Source organism: Bradyrhizobium sp. 154, from assembly GCF_023073875.1.
In the GTDB taxonomy this organism is placed as follows: domain Bacteria; phylum Pseudomonadota; class Alphaproteobacteria; order Rhizobiales; family Xanthobacteraceae; genus Bradyrhizobium.
This window is the reverse complement of sequence record NZ_JADPKG010000019.1, coordinates 20,235-39,716: the sequence shown is the minus strand read 5'-3', so window position 1 is coordinate 39,716 and position 19,482 is coordinate 20,235. Positions and strand designations below refer to the sequence as shown.

The following is a 19,482-nucleotide window of genomic DNA, read 5'->3' as shown; positions in this document are numbered from 1 at the left end:
GAGCGCATGGCTGCTGTGGCTCAATTCGCTCGACATCTCTCCTGATTTGGTGTCTTCGACCGAATTGGCCGGAGACACCTTATCTCCCTCAGATTGGCGCATCAAACGGCGAAATCACTTCGGACCGGCCTGATCGTGAACATTGGTGCCTTGTTACAAAGCACCTCGCCGATCCAGTCGAATTGTCGGTTTCGCTCGGCTGAGGCTTGACCTTTGCCGCAGCTGTCCGTTTGCCTTCGCTCCTTGCTCCACCGCCTGCCCAAACACATGAATGCCAGCCCATCTGGGCATTACATGAAGTCACCATCCTCTTCGGAATCTGCTGCAACCTCAGTATCACTGTCGACCTTGGAGAGATAAAGCTGAGATTTAGTTGCGCGCTGCCATTCACCAAGGCTGTTTTTTGTCCACTGGGCGGACTGAGTGGGGTCAAGTACCATGTCGTCCTCATCCACTTCAACGAAGCCCATTGTCTTTGCGCGGGCCTTCGCTTCTGCATTAGCAGGACGCCAGTTCACCAATGGTCGTTCGCCGTCTTGCCGAAGTTGATGTTCGAGCAGAATATCGCCGGCGTTTGCGACAAGCGGATGAGCAACCTGAAAATCCACAATTGAGGTGACTTCACTTCGTCCAGGGAACTGTTCTCGCCACTTATCGCTTTCGAACTCAGTCATGTTGAATCCGGCCTCCGTTCTTTGGAGGCCGACGCTCACATTTCCTAATTGGTAGCTGTAATATCGGGCGTCTTCTGAATCTCTTCTGATACCGTATTCCTTAGCGACCTCTGCTGTGCGCTTAGCTCTTGCGGATACAAATTCCGAGTACTCGTGTGGATTGTTGGCGATGCGGTTGATTGCGTCGCCATGAAAGGTCCTCACTTCTGTCCTGAAGGTAGCTCTGTCGATCTCGACCACAGGAGGTTTTCGAACGAGGGAATAACTCGGTTGCGAAGGTGAGCTGCCAACAGACTCCTGCAATCGCGTTCTAGCGAACGCATCGGCGAAGCCCTGGCTTTCGGCACCCGCTTCCTCAGCGTTGGCTGCCCGATGATATCTTTCTTCGGCCGGAATATCGGGCCAATTGTTAACTCGACCGTACATGACGACTGCACCTGGATCATACGTCTTGCATTGCTTCAGGTCGTTAGACCTTACCCGCTTGATAGACAGCTTAGCTGTCCGTAAGCTGACGCCAGCGCATAAAGGAAAAATCCCGCCACGCCTTTGGGCAGCTCGACCGCGTATCGTCGAGGCGTTGCGCGATGCAGGCTTCCACGTTATCCACCCAGAACGAGGCGCGGAGGTGCTGGACTGGTGCAAGCGGCGCGTCGCAAGGGGAACACGATGCGGGACACTCGGACCCGCCGAGGCGTCGAGCGCGCCGCGAGGAAAGCGACTTCCACCGCCCGAGCGTCTCGTGCGCTGGATGGCTTGCTCGACCTGGTGGCACTCCCAGTCCGTGAGGCAGCGAACTGCACGCAGTGTCGACCGGATATTCGGGTGGGCGCGTGGCGCGCAACGCGATCGCGAGAGTGACTCCGGATGACGTCACCTGCTACGTGGCACTGCCGTTCGACGAGCGCCTGATCGGCGGTTGGCGTAGGAAGGGGCGCGCCGCGCCCGAACTCATGGAAGCTCCGCCTTCCGAAGCCGAGTCGGAAAAACAGGCAGCCGGAGCTGAGCCATCGACTACATGCCCGCGGCTCGTCTTCCGGTCTCGAGCCAGCTCTGCTGGGATTATTGGCGGACGACGGTCTGGCCGCCGGCGAAGTGGTAGATTGCCTGAGCGCAAACGCAGCTCTTGTCCTCGCCGAAGCGCTCTCGCGGAAGCCGCGCATCCTCGTGGCGATCGCCTTCGCGACCAAGATGGCTCGGACGATTTGGGCCATGAGTCAGAAGTGGTGCCGATGCTCGAGGCAGCCCGATATCACCGATGCGCAGTGGCTGCAGCGGCTCCATTCGTTTGGGCTGTCGCGAGCCAGCTTTCGGCCCAAAGGACAGATTGCGGAGCTGCGATCCTACGTGCGCCAGCGCGAGCGTCTGATTGGGTACGCGGCCTCCCACATCAAGCATATGCACAAGAACGCGCGGATTCGGCGGTAGGGCGGCGGCACTTCTGCGCCTTGCTGCCGTGACCGTGGGCGGTACAGACACCGCGCTCGGCGCCTTTGGCGGCTCTCAGCGCGCATCGGCAAAGCCAAGGACGTGACCGCCACGGCCCGCAAGATCGCAGTTCTGTTCTACAACGCTATGCGATATGGAATGGACTATGTCTATCCCGGGCCTCGTCTTACTAGACGCGTTACCGGACGCGAGTGGTCAATAATTTGCATCCGCATGCCAAGGCATTCGGCTTCGTTCTCCAGCCGTTGGAGCCGAAAGTAGGTGCTGCCTATTCTTAGGAATCGTTCTCCAGCGTCAGCTCGCCGATCTTCGCGTGCAGTGACTTTACGTCGGCCGCGGCCGCAACCGTCGCGGAGGCCCCGCGCCGAACACGTCAGAAGCCCCCTCAAGCTGAGCTTTCCGGGCCGTCACCTGAGGGGGTAGACGTCGAAGTGCTCGGCCAATTGGCCTGTCGTCCGGTCGGTTGACGGCGGCAAGCGCCACCTTCGCCTTGAAAGCCGGGCTGTGATTCCTGCGCGGTTCGTCTGTTCTTGGTCTCTCCTGTTCGCGGCGATCATCGCCGCTTTCAGGCAGAAACTCCAATTATCGACCTGTTCAAATTGCGGACCCGGCTTCTCAGAAGAGTGGCGCCAGGTGCTTGGGGTGCGCCTCGAGTGCAGCGCGCGTTCTTCCGCCGCCGCTTGCCGAGCGGCGGCTTTCTGATGACGTGGCACATACCGAGTTTCTCGAGGCCGTACTGAGAGCGGCGCAGAAGTTGCACCCGTCCCTGAAAAGGTAGGTACCCATCCGCACCTTACCCGCAAAACTGGCCTTTCAGACCACCGTCTGAGACGACGACGGCGTAGCGACCTAACTCGGAACGCCTGCGGCTTGCGTGGGCTCGGTAAGGCGTGCCTTCAGGTCGTCCAAATGGTCCTCCGCATAGGACTGCACTTTCGAGATCGCCGTATCGAGGCCGAACTGCACGGTCTGTTCGAGCATCTCCTTTGCGAGGCCCTCGCGCAGCGCGAATTTGACCTCGGGCCCAGCGACAAAGCTAATGGCCTGCCCCGCAAGATTAAGGCCAGCCTCTTTGAGGGCCTGTTTCATATCACCCCCGCTAATGCCCGTATGCAGAAGGCTCAATGCTTGCGACTCGAGCTCGAGCACCATCGATACGCCATCGGCCAACTCGCCCAGTCCCGGAATGACGCCGAGCAGGCCTACTGCCGTGGCCTCCCAGTCGAGCACCTTCGAGCCCACCTTGGCTACGTCATCGACCGCATGCATGAGGACCCCGCCATTCTTCTTCGGAGACGCGACATCGGGTTGGTCGGATACCCCCATCACCATATCTGTGACTGCATTTTGTTCAGCCGCGGTCTTGGGGACATGGGTCTTGATCTGCTGAACGGTATGGTTCGCAGGTGACATGTTGCTATAGAAGTGCTTGAAGTCGTTGTTGCTGATATTACCAGAGTCGACCGTATGCCCGCCGCCTAAGTCGAAGAACTCCTGATGGGTTTTGTAGCCCGTAATCGAATTGTTTAGCAAACGGAACAAGAGCGGGTCCGAGAGCAGTTGCGATGCCGCTTCTCGTATCTTCGGGTCGAGAGTCTTGTCATCCACCATACTCGCCAACTTGTGTCGTGTCAGGTCGCCGTCCCCGAAGAAGGCATTCTGATTCTTGTTGATCGTGTCGAGCGTGTTCAGCTCGCTTTGCGTGGAATTCATCGACGACGAGGCGACTTGCAAGAAGTCTTCCTTGTGCATTTTATCAGTCGCACCACCGCACAACTGCTTCCAGGCGTCCGGGTGATCGAGGAAGTGTTGAGCCGCCGCGATCAGCTGAGGCGGACACTTACCGATGTCGGCGTTGCCGTCGACGATCCGCTTGAAATCGTCAAGGCTCAAACTCTTGGGCAGGTAGTCAGAATACTTGTAAAGCTCGCGCAATGCATCATTCAAGGTCATGACCGACGCTTGTCCATTCGAGGTGCCGTCGGATGGAATATAGTTCTGCTCGTAGCTATGCGCTTGCTGCTGCTGGAATGTAGCAACCTGCGAATGGCTGGCGGAAAACTCTGACAGATCCTTGGCCTTGATCTTGCCGCCGCAGCGGCCGTCCCCCTGGGAGCCAATCGCATAGAAGAGCTCTGGATCGCGTCGCAGTCCGTCGATCGCCTCCTTCAGATCCGGGGGCGTCGAGGGATCGCTGGCCTTGGCTGCCAGCGAGTCCCAGCTGAGTGGGCATTGGTCTTTGTGCCGGTTCAACACTGCCACGATCTGCAACTCGGCATTGGTCAGCGTGCCGCCGTCCCACGTGATCCTAGAGCTTGGCACCGGAGTGCTCGGAACGTCAGGCGATGGAGCAGCTGTCGCCGATGCGTCTGCACTAGGGGAGTCGACCGACGAGGAATCGACCGAGGAGGAATCGACCGAGGAGGAATCGACCGAGGAAGAAAGAAACGGATCCTTCATCACCGCCTCGATCGCCGCCTTCGCGTGCGCTGACAACTGGTCCAGCGAATCCTGCGGGATCTGTAGCTCTGATTGCAGCAGATCCGGCGGCGTGGAGGGAACGCCGGATTTCTCTTCCCGCGAGCAGATGGACACCATTGCCTCGAACATCGAAGGTTCGCCTTGCCGAATCTGGCCGGGGGTCTGCGCGGATGATCCCAAGGCCGACGAAGCCCCCGGAACAAGCCCGAACTGAGCTGGATCTGCACTGGCGGGCAGCGAAATGCTGTTGAGCTGCATTAGGTTCATTCCATTCCATTGCGGTAAATACTTGACGTCGGCGTCGTAAGATCGAGCTTTCATATTAAGGGGGCGAGCTTTCGAGAAGCTGACGACTTTTAGACGGAGCAGGACGAGCCAATGTCGGTCGTCTTAACATCCCGGAGAGGCGTCATCGTGCTCATGAAACTCATCTCCGGCTCAGAGCATGTGCAAGCACGACGCTGTTCTGACGCTTTCGCAAAGCAGGTGCCTGCGGTCGTCAGTCCCGAGTGACGATCGCTGTGGAGCCACGAAACAACATCACCGCCGATTCCCGCGGCAGCATTTCCAACTGCGCGCGGTTTTGCCTCTGACTTGCCATCACACCATTGCTGATCGAGCAATGTGATGAGGTGCGTTGGGAAGGCGCCGCGATCTGGCGCTCGTCGGCATAATGTAGAGATTGAAAGTGGGGCCGAGAAATTCGCGCGGTGGCAGTCGCGGCATGTACCTGCGAATGCGCGCTCTCAGCTGGGTTGACGTTGACGATAGTGAGGTTGTTCTCATTCTCGTCAGCTTCTCGACAGCTAGTCCCAGTAGCGTAAGCAATGTGAATCGCTCGGTGGTGATACCACCGTTTTGGCGGAACTGAAGTGAGAGGCACCAGATGGCCGGGGCAATCGAAGGCGTCATCCATACCAATTCTGACAGTGGCAGCTCGCAGTCGGTAACTGATCGTCAGAAGTTCGAATCGGCTTTCGGTTCGGTTCTTGCCAGCGTCGCGATGCAGGCGATGGAGCGAAACATGTCAAATCTTCGCGAAGCTATAGCTGAAACAGAAGAGGATACCTGACGCCGGTTCTTCGACGTCAGTGGAGTGTTGCCATTGATGGCGGCAAAAAAACGGAAGGTGAAGCGATATGACCAAAACAAGTTCTACTAGCTCTTCTACTGGTGGTACCCACGACACCCATGACAGCAAGGCAAATAGCAAGACTGATAGCAAGACTGATAGCAAGTCCACGAGTTCCAGCGTCGGTAGCTCGGCGGCCGATAACGTTGGTGGGACGGGTACTTTCGAGAAACTGATCGACGAATTGAAGGCGGTTAACCAGCAGGCCATGGTGCAGGACATACGGTTGCGTGCACTGACGACCGAGCTCTCGAGTGAGAGGAAGGCGGCCAGCGAGCGCGTCAACGGATAACGGTCAAAGGCGGGGCGAATCGTCGCTCCGCCTTTCCCGTCATCGGGTGATGTGAGTGGTGCGGCCTAGGAATGAGTCGTGCGACCAATCGCCCTGCCGTGCTCGTCATGGTTCGGAGAATTGTCCGTGAATGAGGCCGCCTCCTTACATTTCGAGGTACTGTCGGGACCTTATGTCGGGCTAAGCGGGAAGGCGGCTGCCGGAACGAGCCTTATCGGTAGCGGCCTCGACGCGGATATGGTTTTCGTCGAACAAGGGCTTGAGCCGCATCACCTACGTATCACCCTCGTTGGCAATTCAATCGAGCTTGAGGCTCTTGCAGCCGTAAGCACCCCAGAGGGCGAAGGGGATATTGCCGCAGGTGAACGTGTTGTTCTTTTTCTTCCCGCCGTCATTCGTGCGGGCGCCATGTCTATTCGCTGGTCGATGCAGAATGCAGTTGAGGCTCGGTCGATCAGCCTCTCGCGCGTTTGGATCTCAGCTCTCGCCCTCGTGCTCCTCAGCTTTCTTGGTGTAGGCGGTCTCTCGACCATTTTCTTCAAAGCCACCGGAAGTGCACCGACCGGCATTGCGCCGCCTGCCGCAGAGCTTGTACCCAAGCTGGGCACGAACCGGCCTGACGATCGGCGAGCTCAGGCTGCAGCCGAAGTGCTGAAACAGGAAATTGATAAGGCGGGCCTGCTCGATATCAGGGTTGGTTCCGGGCCGGGTTTTGTTAGCGCTGAGGGAAAAGTCACGCCTGCAACCGTTGCGAAATGGCAGGAGCTCCAGCAATGGTTCGATGGTCGTACATACGGTGCGGTCACACTGGTGAACGGAGTGATCGTCAAAGAGGAAAAGCAGCCATCCTCAATCGCGATCGAAGCTGTTTCGCGCGGATCCCAGCCCTATCTGCTTGTCGGTGGGCAGAAGTATTTCGTCGGCGCTCTCTTGGCCGAGGGATGGGCGGTCACTCGAATCGAGGATGGGCGTGTGCTGCTAAGCCGCAATGGCCGCGTTGTTGCCGTTCCGTATTAGGCTTTCCTGGCCCGAAGGAAGGATAAGGAGATCGTCATGTCAAAGGTTTCCCGCTACGATGTCGGGCCTGGCACTGCTTCGCAGACACTCAGCGAGGACCATCATGAACCAGTGATAGGGCCGACCATCCAACCCAATAAAGGTGAGGCGGACGGTGCTCGTGCAAATGGCGAGAAGGAGCGTGCGTCGATCTGGGGCGAGCTGAACACGCCTTCTATGTCGCTGGATGTAGCGATCGAAGCCGCATCGGAGGCCAAAGATATTGATGCAGTCTGGCGTGTCAGTCTCAATGAGATGCGCACTCGCATTTATGAGATCGAGCAGCCCGCTGGGGTGGCATCGCTCTACGGGCGCGATATCGCGCACGATCTACTCTCCTTCGTCACTCCAAGCCTACGTCATCCGGACATGCTGCGGGCAGAGCGGTATAGCATTGTTCTGGAACGTCTCGTCCATAAACTGGCGGCCGCGCCTGCGGATTCGATGGCGGGGGACGGTATCGTCGTCCTACGGCAGGGACTGCACTGGCTAGCGCTGCTTCGCCAGAATCGGAATAGCTTGATCGAAGCCTAACAATGTTCAACTCCGATGGAGCGCAACGGACGACCAACGTTTCCCAATCCGATAACGTCTCACTGAGTTCCGGGCAGGAGCGCGATTTGCTCTGTACACTTTCCTATCTTCACCTTGCATGTGGGCAGAGCGCAGAATGCGTGGCTCTCTTGCGACTCATCGTCGGCAACGACTCGCGAGATGTCGATCTATTACGGATTCTCGCCTATGCCCTCATCTTGGAAGGCCTCGGAGGTGAGGCGTTGCAGGTCCTAGATAGACTGAACGCACTTGATGACGAACCCTCGGCGCGTATCTCTTTGATGCTGTTGCGTAGCCACGCCCTGCGGCGGGCCGGCCTCATAGACGAGGCGCTCGCCGCTTTCCAACGCTATGTCTCGTTGCGTGAGAGCACTGGCCTGATCAATCAACGATCGGAAGGTCCCCATGACCAGCGTCCTGCGTAAGATCATTGCGCGCGCGTCGGCCAGCTCCGATTTGATGGTCGCGTTGATGCTGCTTCTGACGGTCGGCATGATGATCATGCCGATCCCGATAGTGGCGATTGATACGCTCGTCGGCTTCAATCTGGGCTTGGCCATATTGCTGCTGATGGTCGCTCTCTATATTAGCACTCCACTTGATTTCTCGTCCTTGCCGAGCGTCATTCTGATTTCCACGGTATTCCGTCTGGCGCTCACCGTCTCAACGACGCGGCTGATCTTGGCTGAGGGGGATGCGGGCAGCATCATTCGCACATTCGGTGATTTCGTCATATCGGGAAATATCGTCGTCGGCATTGTCATATTTTTAGTCGTGACCATGGTGCAGTTCATCGTCGTGGCCAAGGGGGCTGAACGCGTGGCCGAGGTGGCGGCGCGGTTCACGCTCGATGCTCTGCCAGGCAAGCAGATGGGAATCGATGCGGAATTGCGCAATGGCCATATCGATCAGAATGAAGCCCGCAGCCGGCGCGCTACATTGGAGAAAGAAAGTCAGCTTTACGGGGCTATGGATGGCGCCATGAAATTCGTGAAGGGCGACGCCATCGCAGGATTGGTGGTTATCTGCGTCAACATGCTGGGCGGGATCACCATCGGCCTGCTCTCCAAGGGAATGTCTTTCCAGGCGGCGCTGCATCAATATACCCTGCTGACCATAGGTGATGCGTTAATCTCACAAATTCCCTCGCTGCTGCTCTCGATTACAGCTGCGACAATCATCACTCGAGTAAATGGGGTTGTAAGGCTCAATCTTGGGACCGACATCGTTAACCAGCTCACAGCAAACTCGCACGCATTGCGGCTGTCTGCCGGCGTACTCGTTGTAATGGGGGCTATTCCGGGTTTTCCGCTCCCTGTCTTTCTCGTCTTGGCTGCAGTCTTTGCGGCAGCGAGCTTTGCCGACGGTGCGACCCAAAGCGGCAAGAAAAGCGCTGATATCTCTCGCCCGGCTCCCACACAGTCTAACAAGGATATCGTGCCTGCGGAGGCGCTTCCCATCGCATTGTTCCTTGCGTCAAGTCTGACACGGGCGATCGACAAAGAGGAATTGCAACAGCACATTGCACGCGTTTCGGGACTGATCTCGTCTGATCTCGGCATCACAATTCCGCGCATCCCAATCGAGGTCGACGAGCGCTTGCCAGACTTGCAGTACAGGGTGGATGTCGAGGGCGTGCCCGTCGAGCAGGAGTTAATTGATCCAACGCAGCTCGCACTCCGCGACGATCCGGCCAACATTGAATTGAGTGGCATCCCGTTTCGGCATGACCGGGAGACGGATCAAATCTGGATTGAACAGAGCAATGCACCGGCTCTCAAAGCAGCCGGCATCGGGCACCACCGTCCCATTGAAATCCTGGCCTTACGCGTCCATTCGGCGTTGACCCGCTATGCACAGTGCTTGGTCGGTATCCAGGAGACGCGCCAGTTGCTGGCTCGCATGGAGACGGAATATTCCGATCTGGTCAAGGAGGTGTTGCGTATGACGCCGATCCCTAAAGTAGCCGACGTCTTGCGGCGCCTCCTGGAGGAGGGTATTCCGATCCGGAACACACGGCTGGTCTTGGAAGCATTGGCCGAATGGAGCGGACGTGAACAAAACGTCGTCTTGCTCACGGAACATGTTCGCTCCGGTCTGAGACGGCAAATCTGCCACCGGTATGCCAACGCACACCGCGTCGTTCCGGTCTTTATCATCGAACGTCAAACCGAGGATATCGTGCGCAGCGCGGTTCGAGAGACTGCCAAAGGACCCTACCTGGTTTTGAGCGACGAGCAAAGCGAGGCGCTGCTTTCAAAAATGCGTCAGATCCATTCGAACGTAGTTCGGGGGCAGATCCGGCCCGTTATCCTTGCTTCGATGGATATACGACGCTTTGTCCGCGGCTTTCTCACCCGTAATGGGATCGATCTTGCTGTTCTATCCTATCAGGACCTTGCCTCGGACTTCACAATCCAGCCTGTTGGATCCATTACACTCGCAGCTGCAAAGGACGACGACGCGCCGTCCGAGGAACTCAGCAACACGTTCCTTGCAGCCGATTCACAGGCGCAGCAGTCAATCCAAGAAGGACCGCATGAATTCACCTCGTAAGTCAGTGCGGTGGCGCTTGGGTTCATTTTGTGTGCTTTCGTGCTCGGCTCTCTTCGCTACTCTGGGGCTCTGCAGTTGCGCTAGCTGGGATAGACCAGCTCTTCAAATGCAAGAGCCGCCGGCGCCAAAGTTGCTCGGCGCCAAAGATATCGATCCAGCTATGCGCGAACGCATTGAGTGCGCGATCGGCCGGACTCCTGACCAGGAGCTTTGCGCGACGCGTTGAAGCAAAAATGCTCGGAAGATCAATGCAGCGGATCGGTGTTGCGTGTCGATGCGAAAGCGCCTCGCATTGAGTGCTCGCCAACGTCTGCCTGGACCTGCGATTAATATGCGCTCAAGACTAAATGCGTTAACTCGACAACGTGGGACGCTTGGTGAGCCACAACCGCAATACAAGCAATGGCGACAGCGCAGCGTATTCCGATTGCGCGGACCAAATCACGTGGTCCGCAACGATCGGTGCGAGATATCGCGCAATGCAAGCACCCGCCCGCTGCGCTGGCGTGCCGCCCTACAGAAGTGACCCGGCATAGCTAATAGTAGCGGACGTATTGGTTCTGTTGTCTCGATTACCAACTAGGTGAGCAGGGCCGTTTTGGGAACCCCCCGTGGATGCTAAGTGCGGCAGGGAACTGCTGCGGCATAAGAGATGTGATACAGTTTGATTTGCGACGCGCCTCTCTTGCGCTAGCCCCGTCGCGTGCGGCAAGCGTGGTGCTTGGAAAAGGGGTGTCGAAACCCGCTCGTAAGATCCCTGTGTTCGTCTCCCGGCTTGCTCGTGGGCAGGAAGTCTCACGTCACGCGTTACCCGGCATAGCACTCAGCGTGAACTCCAATTGATCGGCTGATTGGGGTTTTCCTGCATACGCCATGGCCGATACCAGGTGTGATGCAGGGATTTGCCGCATCGTTATGCCGCCGAGCGACTCGGCACCCGCTGGGCTCGTCAGGAGGTACAAAGGAAATTCCGAACGCCTATGCGATGAGCCAGTCAACCAGTCCTCGTCTCACCCCGGATGGAACAGCCTGATTGCCTGGCGGCAGATTACGTAAGCGATGGCGGCAGCCGGTCGATGTTGCGAAAGGTGGCAATAACTTGCGCGCACCATCTGGGCCCTGCTGGTCAGAGGCGGCATCTATCATGCGCCGCCTGCAATGCTGAAAACCTAATCTTCAGAACTCTCCGGCGGAAGAAAGCTGCCAAGGAGGCAAGGTGCAAATCTGGACGGACCCCGAATGACGACATTCCCGGTGTTCTTGGAGTTCGGGCGGTAGAGTGTCGGCAGGCTGGTCAGCATGCGCTTCTTCGGCGTATCCTGGGTCACTGAGTACGACCTCAGCACGGCTGAGATGCGGGTGCGCGACGAGGAGGAGACGGGGTTGGCCGACTATCTGGCAACTCGGTGGCAACCCTGGGAGACGGTCAGCGAGCGGGTATAGTAGCCGGAGCGATAGCCCAGCCGCGCCTCGCCGCGCCCAGCGCCTCCGCCATCGCGGCTTCGATAGCTTCCTGCACCGCACCCCGGATCAGGGGTTTCAGGATCCCTGTCCGACGCAATAAGCTGTTTGACGGCAGAGCCATCCGTCCTAATCTTCGTCACGGTCGTGATGGTCCTTGCTCCGCTATGGGCGGTGATCTTCGCAAATACCGGATTTACTGTGACCGCTTCAGCCGCTCAGGTTTTGCAGAACCTCCCGCACACTACCACCGGACATCCGGATACTGGTGGACAAGGTGGCGCAGCGGCAATTCTCGTGTTCTGGAGCCGATTTACGGCACGCACGTCTCGCCGTGCTTGTGCGGCGTCTGACCGGACGATCGGTCCAGGCTCCTTGCACAACCCGCGTAACGGCTGATTGAGCTGTATCATCTTGGGCCCGGCCCTTGCGCAGGCAAGGCACCCTCCTGGCGCGGCATGTCTGAAGAGTACGGGCCTTCAGTTCGCCCATCCCGAACGATCGTCGCGGAGGCGCCGCGATATAACATCAGCACAGATTCCCGGGACGGCATCTCGACGGAGCGAGGTCGCGCCTGCGTCTCCGCCACAAGACCATTGAGCGTCTGATCCACGAGTGCGATGAACCGTGGTGGACCGGACGCAAGGACTAGGCCATTTCCCGGAGCCGATCTCATGATGTAGCGTTCGTCGGAAATGGCGAGCGCATCGAGGGTTGCCTTGAGCGCGTCGCAGCTGATTGAAGTTAAGACAAGCAGACGAGTTTGCGCTTCCTTTGCGGTAGAGACGTAAAGCACGAGCCCATCGTAATACCATTGAAGATTGTAGAGTTGAGTCAGATGATCAAGGAAGGCGCGCGGTGGCAGGTCCGGCATGTGCCCGCGAATCCGACCCTTCACCTCGGCGCTGATGGTGACTTTAATATTGAGGTTGTTGCCGAATTCCTGCAGCGCGGCAGAAAGCTCCTGATCCAGAACCGTATACCGATAAGGGGTCGAGGGCAGCGACAGGGGAGCGCCGCGCGCGATCTGTGTTCCGCCGGAAATGAAAACGGCGACACACAGAACTCCGTTCAAAACGAGCGGGATTATGGATCGGATATGCATTCATGGTTCTCGTTGACTTAAACTAACAGGAGTACGTTCGGTACGTGAACGCGAAACGTGATCTTTAGATGGCGATGTGCGGGCGAACTCGTCAGCTTGTCGTCAGCTGGCCTGTCTAGGACATTGAGCCGCTAATCGGCTTGAACGGCTGGTCGTATCACATCTCGATGAGAGCGAGTCTTTCCATGATGATGTTAGGCGCTGCGCCGATCTCTCACAATCTAGAAGGCCTGTCCAAGGCCTGTTCGGCAACAGCGGTCGACGAGCAGGTCCAGTTTCAGCAGAGCCTCTTGCAAGCGGCTTCGGTTCCAGACCTTGCGCCTCCAGTAACGGGAGCGGCGCCCGTTCCGCCGATATCCGAGGTATCGCGTGCAACAACACAGGCGAGCCCGCTGGGCGATCGCATTCTCCAGAACCTTTCTGCGATGTATCCGGTCAATGCAGTTCCAAAAGGTGCGGAGACCGGGTCGACGTCGGAGCCCCTATTGCTGCAGCCGGGCAAAGCGGGAGCGGGTGTGCCGGGCGCCCCCAGTGGCGCAGGTGACTTCGAGGCGATGTTGGCGAATCTGAAGGATGTTTCTGACAGCGTCATCCAGGTAACACTCATTTCAAATGGCATCGGTAGCCTCGGTTCATCTCTGAATAAGCTGATATCGGCGGGCTGAGTGGGGCGAATGATTGGTTTAATCGATCGCGAAAGCGGTCAGGCGCGCCCATTCCGCAAGCGGCTTCAACTTCTGGCTCTGCTGCCGCTCCTGCTTGCCCTGGTTGGTTGCAAAGCCGATCTCTACACGAAAGTTCAGGAGCGTGAGGCCAATGAAATGCTTGCGGTCCTCCTCAAGAACGGGGTCGATGCGCTCCGCGTTGCTGCTAAGGACGGGACTATCACGATCCAGGTCGAGCAGACTCAGATTGCTTCCGCAATCGACCTGCTGAATGGCGAAGGGTTGCCGCGCCACGCTTTCAAGAGTCTGGGCGAAGTGTTCAGCGCGGCGGGTCTGATTGCTTCGCCAATCGAGGAGCGCGCCCGTTACGTCTATGCGCTGAGCGAGGAACTATCTCGCACGATCAGTGATATCGATGGCGTCCTCTCGGCGCGCGTCCACGTTGTTCTGCCAAAGAACGACCTGTTGCGACGTGACACCACGCCATCTTCGGCGTCGGTTTTCATCCGACATGACTCAAGGGCAAATCTCTCAATCTTGCTGCCGCAGATTAAAATGCTCGTCGCCAACAGCATCGAGGGCTTATCCTATGACAAGGTGGCTGTTGTTTTCGTCTCAGTCGAGCGGCCCGCACTAGAGCCGCGACCGGCGGCTGCGGCTGGTTTCGCCCAAGCATCTGGAGTCATTTCGACGCCATTGGTTGCGGTTGGCATGGGTCTCGGCGGGTCTGTATTCGGCGTGTTGTCCTGCGTCTTGCTGAGCGCTCGTGGGCGCCAGCGCAGGCAATCATCTCAGAAAGTTAGCGCTGTTGGTGGGCGCTCGGCTGTCTCTGCTATGGAGATGATTCGCAAAGCGATTAAGCCTAATGCGGCGTAGCGTGGTGTCCGACATGACGAGACCGAATCCGTCTGCCGAGCGGCATGATCCGCTGAAACTAGCCTCTGTAGGTATCCGTAAGCTTGCTGCCACGATTCATCCGACCCGCCTTGCCGCGCGACTTGACGCGAACCTCTCGTCCGCGACGTTGGTGCGACTGCAGAAGAGTCCTAGGCTGCAGGTAAGACTGCAAGCGTTGCTGCTTGAAGATGAAATGGGCTTGAACGGAAGTGACTTCGGGCCAGACCTTCTCCTCGGGCATGATCCGAGCAGGGCTGCCCTGCTCGCCGGCGGCATTTGGCATGCCCGTTCGCTGACAAGGCTGATTTCAAAGCATGATGTCGCCGTTCTGGTCGAGCACGTCGGCACCGAGGTGCAGGCTTTCGGGATCCGACATGCAGCGCATGCGGTTTCGACCAGATTAATTGCTGATCCTCAAGAACTCGCGCTAGGGATTGAAGACGATGGACATGCCTGCCTCGGCGCTTGGCTCGATGAAGCGTCAAGGCTTGATTGCCGCCGCGTGCTTCTACGCCTAGCTGTCGGAACGGCCGCCGACAATCCGGGGACTGAACACCGCGATGCCGCGGGCCAATTGTTTTCACCGGTGTTGGCCCATTTGACGAGGGAGGCCCCAGCGGGATGACAGCCGACGAAACTGCGCCGCCCGTCGCTCCGCACATCCGCCCGCTTGGGCCACTCATAGAGGCGAGGGATCTCGAGATTTGGCAGAGCGCCCTCGAGGCGCGTGCCGTGGCCGAGCGAAATCTGAAGCGCGTTCGCGGCTGGACGCGCAGAGCTTTTCAGAAGGAGCGTGCGCGCGGCCATGCCGAGGGGGTGAGGGCCGGCGCCGAGGAAATGGCACAGCTGGTGGCGCAGGCTGCCTCGGAAGTGGCACGACGAAAGGCCGTTTTGGAGGAGGAACTGTCAGCGCTCGTGATGGACATCGTAACTGATCTACTGGGCGATTTCGATCCCGGCGAGATGTTGGTGAGGACGGTTCGTCACACGATTTCGCACAGATATGGCGGGGCGAAACTGTCCCTTCATGCGTCCCCCATGGATGCTGATGCGCTTACGCGCGAATTTGCTGCCTGTGACGGACGGGAGGACCGGCCGGCGGTCCGAATTATTCCGGACCCGGCGCTGTCAGCGAACGAATGCGTGCTGTGGAGCGAATTTGGCAATATCCATCTCGGACTTGACGCGCAGCTCCGCGCACTGCGTTTGGGCTTTGGTTTAGATCATGAGGCAGACGAATAGTGACGGCGCCGAGACCAGACCATAGCTGTCCTGATGGAGACGGGACTCTGCACGCGGCGCTGGCGCGTCTGCGAACTACGGCAAGCCATGTGGACACGCGTGCCGTACGCGGGCGGATCACGCGGGCGCTCGGCACGTTAATCCATGCAGTTTTGCCGGATGCTCGTATTGGAGAAGTTTGTGTGCTCAAGGATCCGCGCACCGGATGGTCGCTTGAGGCCGAGGTGATCGGTCTGTTGCCGGACGGCGTGTTGCTGACGCCGATCGGTGACCTGCAAGGCATGTCCGGCCGCGCAGAAGTCGTTGCCACTGGCCGAATGCACGAAGTGCCGGTCGGCCCCAATTTGCTTGGGCGGGTGATCGACAGCTTCGGCCGTCCTCTCGATGGCAGGGGCGCAGTCAAAACCGTGGAGACGCGTCCGCTGCGCGGCAAAGCGCCAAATCCAATGACAAGGTGCATCATCGATCGCCCTCTACCACTCGGTGTTCGCGCCTTGGATGGTCTTCTGACATGCGGCGAGGGCCAGCGCATCGGCATTTATGGAGAGCCTGGTGGCGGCAAGTCGACGTTACTGTCGCAGATCGTAAAAGGCGCGGTCGCTGACGTGACCGTGGTTGCGCTGATAGGCGAGCGTGGACGCGAAGTGCGTGAATTCATCGAGCGGCATCTTGGGGAGACTGCCCTCCGCCGCACGGTCGTCGTCGTTGAGACCTCCGATCGCTCAGCGACGGAGCGGGCGCAATGTGCTTATACGGCAACCGCGCTCGCCGAATATTTTCGCGATCAAGGCCTGCGCGTCGTTCTGATGATGGATTCATTGACGCGATTTAGCCGCGCTATGCGCGAGATCGGGCTTGCTGCCGGTGAGCCACCGACCCGCCGGGGCTTTCCTCCCTCTGTCTTTGCAATGTTGCCAGGTTTGCTGGAGCGCGCTGGTATGAGTGAGCGTGGCTCAATCACGGCCTTCTATACCGTGCTTGTGGAAGGTGACGGCACGGGCGATCCAATCGCCGAGGAAACGCGTGGCATTCTCGATGGTCATATCGTTCTTTCACGCGCTCTCGCGGCGCGGGCGCATTTCCCCGCCATCGATGTACTGTCGAGCCGCAGCCGCGTCATGGATGCCGTCGTATCTGCACCGCATCGCAAGGCAGCATCCCTCTTCCGTGATCTTATCTCCCGTCATGCAGAGGCCGAATTTTTGATCAAGGTTGGTGAATACAAGCAAGGCAGCGATCCGCTGACGGACCGAGCTGTCGCTTCGATCGATGATCTGCGCGAGTTTTTACGCCAAGGTGAAAACGATGCGTCCACTTTTGAGGAAACCGTCACATGGATGTGCCATCTGACCGCATGAGTTGCATACACGTTTCGAGCTTGCGGCAAGTAAAGGATATGCGCGAGCGTAGTGCTCGTAGTGAGTTGTCCAATATGGAAGCCAAGCTTCATATCGCGACCTCGGCCGCGGAGCACGCATGGCAGGAATTTGCAATTGCTGAAAAGCATCATACAGAGGCCCAGGCGGAGGTTTACCAACAGTTGATGTCGGCCGGTACCTTGTCCGTCGTTGAACTCGATCATTGCCAGCTCACCCTTGAGAGGCTCGCGATCGAGATCACCTCGAAACGCCGCACACTTGAGGAGGCGCGTATCGCTCAAAAGCAGGCCGAGACAGCCGCATCCGAGAGGCGTGCGCACTGGGCGAAGCGTTCCGCAGCGACTCATAAATGGCGACAAATCGAGACCGACGTCCGGCGTGCGGCCGATACCCATTCGGAAGTAACAGCCGAGCTAGAGGCTGATGATGAAGTCTTGCTTCGCCATGGGAGGGGTTTGCCCATGCCGGTGGCGGGCGGTTCAATTTGATGACAGCTAGTCTAGTTGGGAAGCAAATGCGCTGCCCTGTACAGCCGCCTCCTGCAACTCGCGCGGACGCATACGCGAAGTACGAGCCAACCCAGCGTTTAACGCAGAGTCTCGTAACGTGGCTCAACAGAAACGTGCGGCCCTCCGCCTCTTTGCGGAGTAACCTTTGTGACAAGCCGCTGTCGGTGCGACTGGAACGACTTGTGTGGCAGGAGGAACCTCCGGCTCTGTCGATGCTCGATTGCGTTTGGGGCCTCGGCGATGATGAGCTCGTGTTGTCGATACCGCATGCGCTTGCCGAGGCCTTGATCTCGACAGTACAGAGTGGCCTAGCTTTACTTTCCGAGCCAAGTCGTTCGCTGGTTCTCGAACTTGCACTTGAACCGTTGCTGGGGCACCTGGAGACTGAGACAGAGCAGCAACTGCGACTCCTTCATGTTGGAAAGGCCGAGAAGAACGGGCCTTATATCGAACTCGACATCATCTACGGTCCGGTCAGGGGCAAAGGTCGCCTATTTCTTTTCTCGCCTCTTGATGGACCGATACCGCCGGCGTTCCGCGCCTTAGGCGAGCTGCTCGGCCAATTGCCGCGACAGTTGTGTGAGGTCCCCGCACAGTTACCCGTTACAGTTGCAGGAGAGGTCGGCTCCCTCCGGGCGTCAGCCTCGCTTCTTCGCAAAACGCGTAAGGGCGACGCTTTGTTGCCGGATGTAACGCCATTCGCCCGCGGTCAGATCATCCTCACTGCGGGCCGGTTATGGACCGCGGCAGATGTCACTGGCAACCGCCTGATCCTGCACGGACCGTTTCGCTTGCGGCCGCGCCCTCTGGAGTATGCGCATATGACGACACTACCCGGTTCACAGCAGCCGCCTTCGGAAGCCGATCTCGACGATATTGAGATTTCGCTTGTCTTTGAATGCGGCCGCTGGCCCATCACGCTGGGAGCCTTGAGAAGCATCAGCAAAGGATATGTATTCGAACTTGGCCGGCCGGTCGATGGCCTGGTCGATATCGTTGCAAACGGCGTACGTATCGGGAGTGGCGACATAGTACGTATTGGGGACGAGCTCGGCGTTAGACTGCGTGGCGGGTTAGCAGGCAATGACTAACATCGAACCAGCAATACTGCCGCTTCTTGCGGTCACGGCCGCGCTCGGCTTGTTGGTCTTCGCTGTCGTCACGACCACGGCGTTCGTAAAGGTATCTGTCGTTCTCTTCCTCGTTCGCAATGCGCTTGGGACCCAGTCAATTCCACCGAACATCGTTCTATACGGCGCGGCATTGATGCTCACCGCCTTCACGAGCGCCCCCGTCTTTGAGCAGAGCTACAATCGGGTCGCCGATCTGCAGCTCCGCTATCAAACGCTTGAGGATTGGGTAGCCGCTGCGAAAGAGGGGCAGGAGCCGCTGCGAAGTTATCTCAAGAACTTCACCAATGAAGAACAGCGAGGCTTCTTCCTGTCCTCGACCGAACGTGTCTGGCCGGAAGAGATGCGCGGCAGAGCCACAGCCGATGATTTCGTCATTCTCGTCCCATCTTTTCTAATCTCAGAACTCAAGCGTGCCTTCGAAATCGGGTTTTTGCTATACCTTCCGTTTATCACTATCGATCTGATCGTAACGACCATTCTGATGGCCATGGGCATGTCAATGGTGTCTCCGACAGTGATCTCAGTTCCTTTCAAGCTGTTTCTATTCGTGGCGATTGACGGCTGGTCGCGGCTTATGCACGGGCTAGTGCTGAGCTATACAACACCTGGAGGGTGAGCATGGATGAGGCCACTATTCTCCCTTATATGAGCCGATCACTGGTGCTTTTCATGACCTGGGTTTTGCCGCCGCTCATTGCAGCGGCTGTCGCCGAAACCGTCATCGGCATCATCCAGGCGGCAACGCAGATCCAGGATCAGACATTGCCACTGACTGTGAAGCTTTTGGTTATTGTTGGGATTATAGGTTTGTTTGCTCCGGTGCTGAGCGCCCCGCTCATCGAACAAGCCAAGCAGATCTTCACTGATTTTCCCGCGCTCACGACGGGCTACTAGCA

At 58.1% G+C, this 19,482-nt stretch carries 20 protein-coding genes and 1 pseudogene; 17 read left to right on the top strand and 4 right to left on the bottom strand.

Annotated features, from left to right (window positions below):
* Positions 1 to 290: 290 nt before the first annotated feature.
* A complete protein-coding gene (locus tag IVA92_RS01525) occupies positions 291 to 1,100 on the bottom strand; it encodes an effector protein NopP (protein ID WP_247275821.1) in 810 nt (269 codons plus the stop codon).
* Between the two features lie 639 nt (positions 1,101 to 1,739).
* Between IVA92_RS01525 and IVA92_RS01520 the strand changes: the two genes are divergently transcribed.
* Positions 1,740 to 2,102 carry a hypothetical protein gene (locus IVA92_RS01520; RefSeq protein WP_247275820.1) on the top strand — a complete coding sequence of 121 codons (363 nt, stop codon included), beginning with the start codon at positions 1,740 to 1,742 and terminating at the stop codon, positions 2,100 to 2,102.
* A gap of 301 nt (positions 2,103 to 2,403) precedes the next feature.
* Here the strand turns inward: IVA92_RS01520 and IVA92_RS01515 are convergent.
* Both IVA92_RS01515 and IVA92_RS01510 read right to left on the bottom strand, forming a co-directional pair.
* Positions 2,404 to 2,696 (bottom strand): annotated as a pseudogene (locus tag IVA92_RS01515) (transposase); the annotation flags it as partial.
* A gap of 276 nt (positions 2,697 to 2,972) precedes the next feature.
* A complete protein-coding gene (locus IVA92_RS01510; RefSeq protein ID WP_247275819.1) occupies positions 2,973 to 4,862 on the bottom strand; it encodes an HrpF/NolX family T3SS translocon protein in 1,890 nt (629 codons plus the stop codon).
* 628 nt (positions 4,863 to 5,490) lie between these two features.
* Here IVA92_RS01510 and IVA92_RS01505 point away from each other — a divergent pair.
* The 7 genes from IVA92_RS01505 to IVA92_RS01475 all read left to right on the top strand — a co-directional run bounded on the left by IVA92_RS01505 (position 5,491) and on the right by IVA92_RS01475 (position 11,638).
* Positions 5,491 to 5,676: a hypothetical protein gene (locus IVA92_RS01505; protein WP_247275818.1), complete on the top strand. Its 186-nt coding sequence runs from the start codon at positions 5,491 to 5,493 to the stop codon at positions 5,674 to 5,676.
* A 67-nt stretch (positions 5,677 to 5,743) separates the two neighbouring features.
* Positions 5,744 to 6,028, top strand: coding sequence for a hypothetical protein (locus tag IVA92_RS01500; protein WP_247275817.1), 285 nt, complete (start codon positions 5,744 to 5,746; stop codon positions 6,026 to 6,028).
* 126 nt (positions 6,029 to 6,154) lie between these two features.
* Positions 6,155 to 7,045, top strand: a complete 891-nt coding sequence (locus IVA92_RS01495) for a hypothetical protein (protein WP_247275816.1) — start codon at positions 6,155 to 6,157, stop codon at positions 7,043 to 7,045.
* Positions 7,046 to 7,081: 36 nt separating this feature from the next.
* A complete protein-coding gene (locus tag IVA92_RS01490) occupies positions 7,082 to 7,618 on the top strand; it encodes a hypothetical protein (protein ID WP_247275815.1) in 537 nt (178 codons plus the stop codon).
* A 2-nt stretch (positions 7,619 to 7,620) separates the two neighbouring features.
* Complete coding sequence (locus tag IVA92_RS01485) at positions 7,621 to 8,064, top strand: histidine kinase (RefSeq protein WP_247275814.1); 444 nt, start codon at positions 7,621 to 7,623, stop codon at positions 8,062 to 8,064.
* On the top strand, positions 8,045 to 10,195 hold the full coding sequence (gene sctV, locus IVA92_RS01480; protein WP_247534114.1) for a type III secretion system export apparatus subunit SctV: 2,151 nt from the start codon (positions 8,045 to 8,047) through the stop codon (positions 10,193 to 10,195). The genes IVA92_RS01485 and sctV overlap by 20 nt, the downstream gene beginning before the upstream one ends.
* A 1,299-nt stretch (positions 10,196 to 11,494) precedes the next feature.
* Positions 11,495 to 11,638 (top strand): NEL-type E3 ubiquitin ligase domain-containing protein, encoded by a 144-nt coding sequence (locus tag IVA92_RS01475; protein WP_247275812.1) that lies wholly within the window; start codon positions 11,495 to 11,497, stop codon positions 11,636 to 11,638.
* Between the two features lie 427 nt (positions 11,639 to 12,065).
* Here IVA92_RS01475 and IVA92_RS01470 read toward each other — a convergent pair whose 3' ends face one another.
* Positions 12,066 to 12,761 carry a nodulation protein NolW gene (locus IVA92_RS01470; protein ID WP_247275811.1) on the bottom strand — a complete coding sequence of 232 codons (696 nt, stop codon included), beginning with the start codon at positions 12,759 to 12,761 and terminating at the stop codon, positions 12,066 to 12,068.
* Between the two features lie 185 nt (positions 12,762 to 12,946).
* Between IVA92_RS01470 and IVA92_RS01465 the strand changes: the two genes are divergently transcribed.
* From IVA92_RS01465 to IVA92_RS01425, 9 genes are all read left to right on the top strand, one after another.
* The gene (locus IVA92_RS01465; protein ID WP_247275810.1) at positions 12,947 to 13,426 is read left to right on the top strand and encodes a nodulation protein NolB; all 480 of its coding nucleotides are present in this window, start codon (positions 12,947 to 12,949) and stop codon (positions 13,424 to 13,426) included.
* Positions 13,427 to 13,435: 9 nt separating this feature from the next.
* A complete protein-coding gene (sctJ, locus tag IVA92_RS01460; RefSeq protein ID WP_247275809.1) occupies positions 13,436 to 14,302 on the top strand; it encodes a type III secretion inner membrane ring lipoprotein SctJ in 867 nt (288 codons plus the stop codon).
* Positions 14,303 to 14,315: 13 nt separating this feature from the next.
* Positions 14,316 to 14,948 (top strand): nodulation protein NolU, encoded by a 633-nt coding sequence (locus tag IVA92_RS01455; protein WP_247275808.1) that lies wholly within the window; start codon positions 14,316 to 14,318, stop codon positions 14,946 to 14,948.
* The gene (sctL, locus tag IVA92_RS01450; RefSeq protein WP_247275807.1) at positions 14,945 to 15,565 is read left to right on the top strand and encodes a type III secretion system stator protein SctL; all 621 of its coding nucleotides are present in this window, start codon (positions 14,945 to 14,947) and stop codon (positions 15,563 to 15,565) included. Before IVA92_RS01455 ends, sctL begins: the two co-directional genes overlap by 4 nt.
* 89 nt (positions 15,566 to 15,654) lie before the next feature.
* Complete coding sequence (sctN, locus tag IVA92_RS01445) at positions 15,655 to 16,923, top strand: type III secretion system ATPase SctN (RefSeq protein ID WP_247275806.1); 1,269 nt, start codon at positions 15,655 to 15,657, stop codon at positions 16,921 to 16,923.
* Entirely contained in the window at positions 16,899 to 17,432 is a 534-nt protein-coding gene (locus IVA92_RS01440) for a hypothetical protein (RefSeq protein WP_247275805.1), read from the top strand. Before sctN ends, IVA92_RS01440 begins: the two co-directional genes overlap by 25 nt.
* Before the next feature lie 233 nt (positions 17,433 to 17,665).
* Complete coding sequence (gene sctQ / locus IVA92_RS01435) at positions 17,666 to 18,544, top strand: type III secretion system cytoplasmic ring protein SctQ (protein WP_346658111.1); 879 nt, start codon at positions 17,666 to 17,668, stop codon at positions 18,542 to 18,544.
* Positions 18,537 to 19,202, top strand: coding sequence for a type III secretion system export apparatus subunit SctR (sctR, locus tag IVA92_RS01430; protein WP_247275803.1), 666 nt, complete (start codon positions 18,537 to 18,539; stop codon positions 19,200 to 19,202). The genes sctQ and sctR overlap by 8 nt, the downstream gene beginning before the upstream one ends.
* A 2-nt stretch (positions 19,203 to 19,204) precedes the next feature.
* On the top strand, positions 19,205 to 19,480 hold the full coding sequence (locus tag IVA92_RS01425) for an EscS/YscS/HrcS family type III secretion system export apparatus protein (protein ID WP_247275802.1): 276 nt from the start codon (positions 19,205 to 19,207) through the stop codon (positions 19,478 to 19,480).
* Positions 19,481 to 19,482 lie beyond the last annotated feature (2 nt).

Excerpts from the sequence above, each read along its gene's own strand:
- IVA92_RS01475 (WP_247275812.1), top strand. The coding sequence starts at position 11,495 with ATGCGCTTCTTCGGCGTATCCTGGGTCACTGAGTACGACCTCAGCACG.
- IVA92_RS01465 (WP_247275810.1), top strand. The coding sequence starts at position 12,947 with ATGATGATGTTAGGCGCTGCGCCGATCTCTCACAATCTAGAAGGCCTG.
- sctV (WP_247534114.1), top strand. The coding sequence starts at position 8,045 with ATGACCAGCGTCCTGCGTAAGATCATTGCGCGCGCGTCGGCCAGCTCC.
- sctQ (WP_346658111.1), top strand. The coding sequence starts at position 17,666 with ATGCTCGATTGCGTTTGGGGCCTCGGCGATGATGAGCTCGTGTTGTCG.
- IVA92_RS01455 (WP_247275808.1), top strand. The coding sequence starts at position 14,316 with ATGACGAGACCGAATCCGTCTGCCGAGCGGCATGATCCGCTGAAACTA.
- IVA92_RS01505 (WP_247275818.1), top strand. The coding sequence starts at position 5,491 with ATGGCCGGGGCAATCGAAGGCGTCATCCATACCAATTCTGACAGTGGC.
- IVA92_RS01525 (WP_247275821.1), bottom strand. The coding sequence starts at position 1,100 with ATGTACGGTCGAGTTAACAATTGGCCCGATATTCCGGCCGAAGAAAGA.
- IVA92_RS01490 (WP_247275815.1), top strand. The coding sequence starts at position 7,082 with ATGTCAAAGGTTTCCCGCTACGATGTCGGGCCTGGCACTGCTTCGCAG.
- sctJ (WP_247275809.1), top strand. The coding sequence starts at position 13,436 with ATGATTGGTTTAATCGATCGCGAAAGCGGTCAGGCGCGCCCATTCCGC.
- IVA92_RS01425 (WP_247275802.1), top strand. The coding sequence starts at position 19,205 with ATGGATGAGGCCACTATTCTCCCTTATATGAGCCGATCACTGGTGCTT.
- IVA92_RS01500 (WP_247275817.1), top strand. The coding sequence starts at position 5,744 with ATGACCAAAACAAGTTCTACTAGCTCTTCTACTGGTGGTACCCACGAC.
- IVA92_RS01510 (WP_247275819.1), bottom strand. The coding sequence starts at position 4,862 with ATGCAGCTCAACAGCATTTCGCTGCCCGCCAGTGCAGATCCAGCTCAG.
- sctR (WP_247275803.1), top strand. The coding sequence starts at position 18,537 with ATGACTAACATCGAACCAGCAATACTGCCGCTTCTTGCGGTCACGGCC.
- IVA92_RS01485 (WP_247275814.1), top strand. The coding sequence starts at position 7,621 with ATGTTCAACTCCGATGGAGCGCAACGGACGACCAACGTTTCCCAATCC.
- sctL (WP_247275807.1), top strand. The coding sequence starts at position 14,945 with ATGACAGCCGACGAAACTGCGCCGCCCGTCGCTCCGCACATCCGCCCG.
- IVA92_RS01440 (WP_247275805.1), top strand. The coding sequence starts at position 16,899 with ATGGATGTGCCATCTGACCGCATGAGTTGCATACACGTTTCGAGCTTG.
- IVA92_RS01470 (WP_247275811.1), bottom strand. The coding sequence starts at position 12,761 with ATGCATATCCGATCCATAATCCCGCTCGTTTTGAACGGAGTTCTGTGT.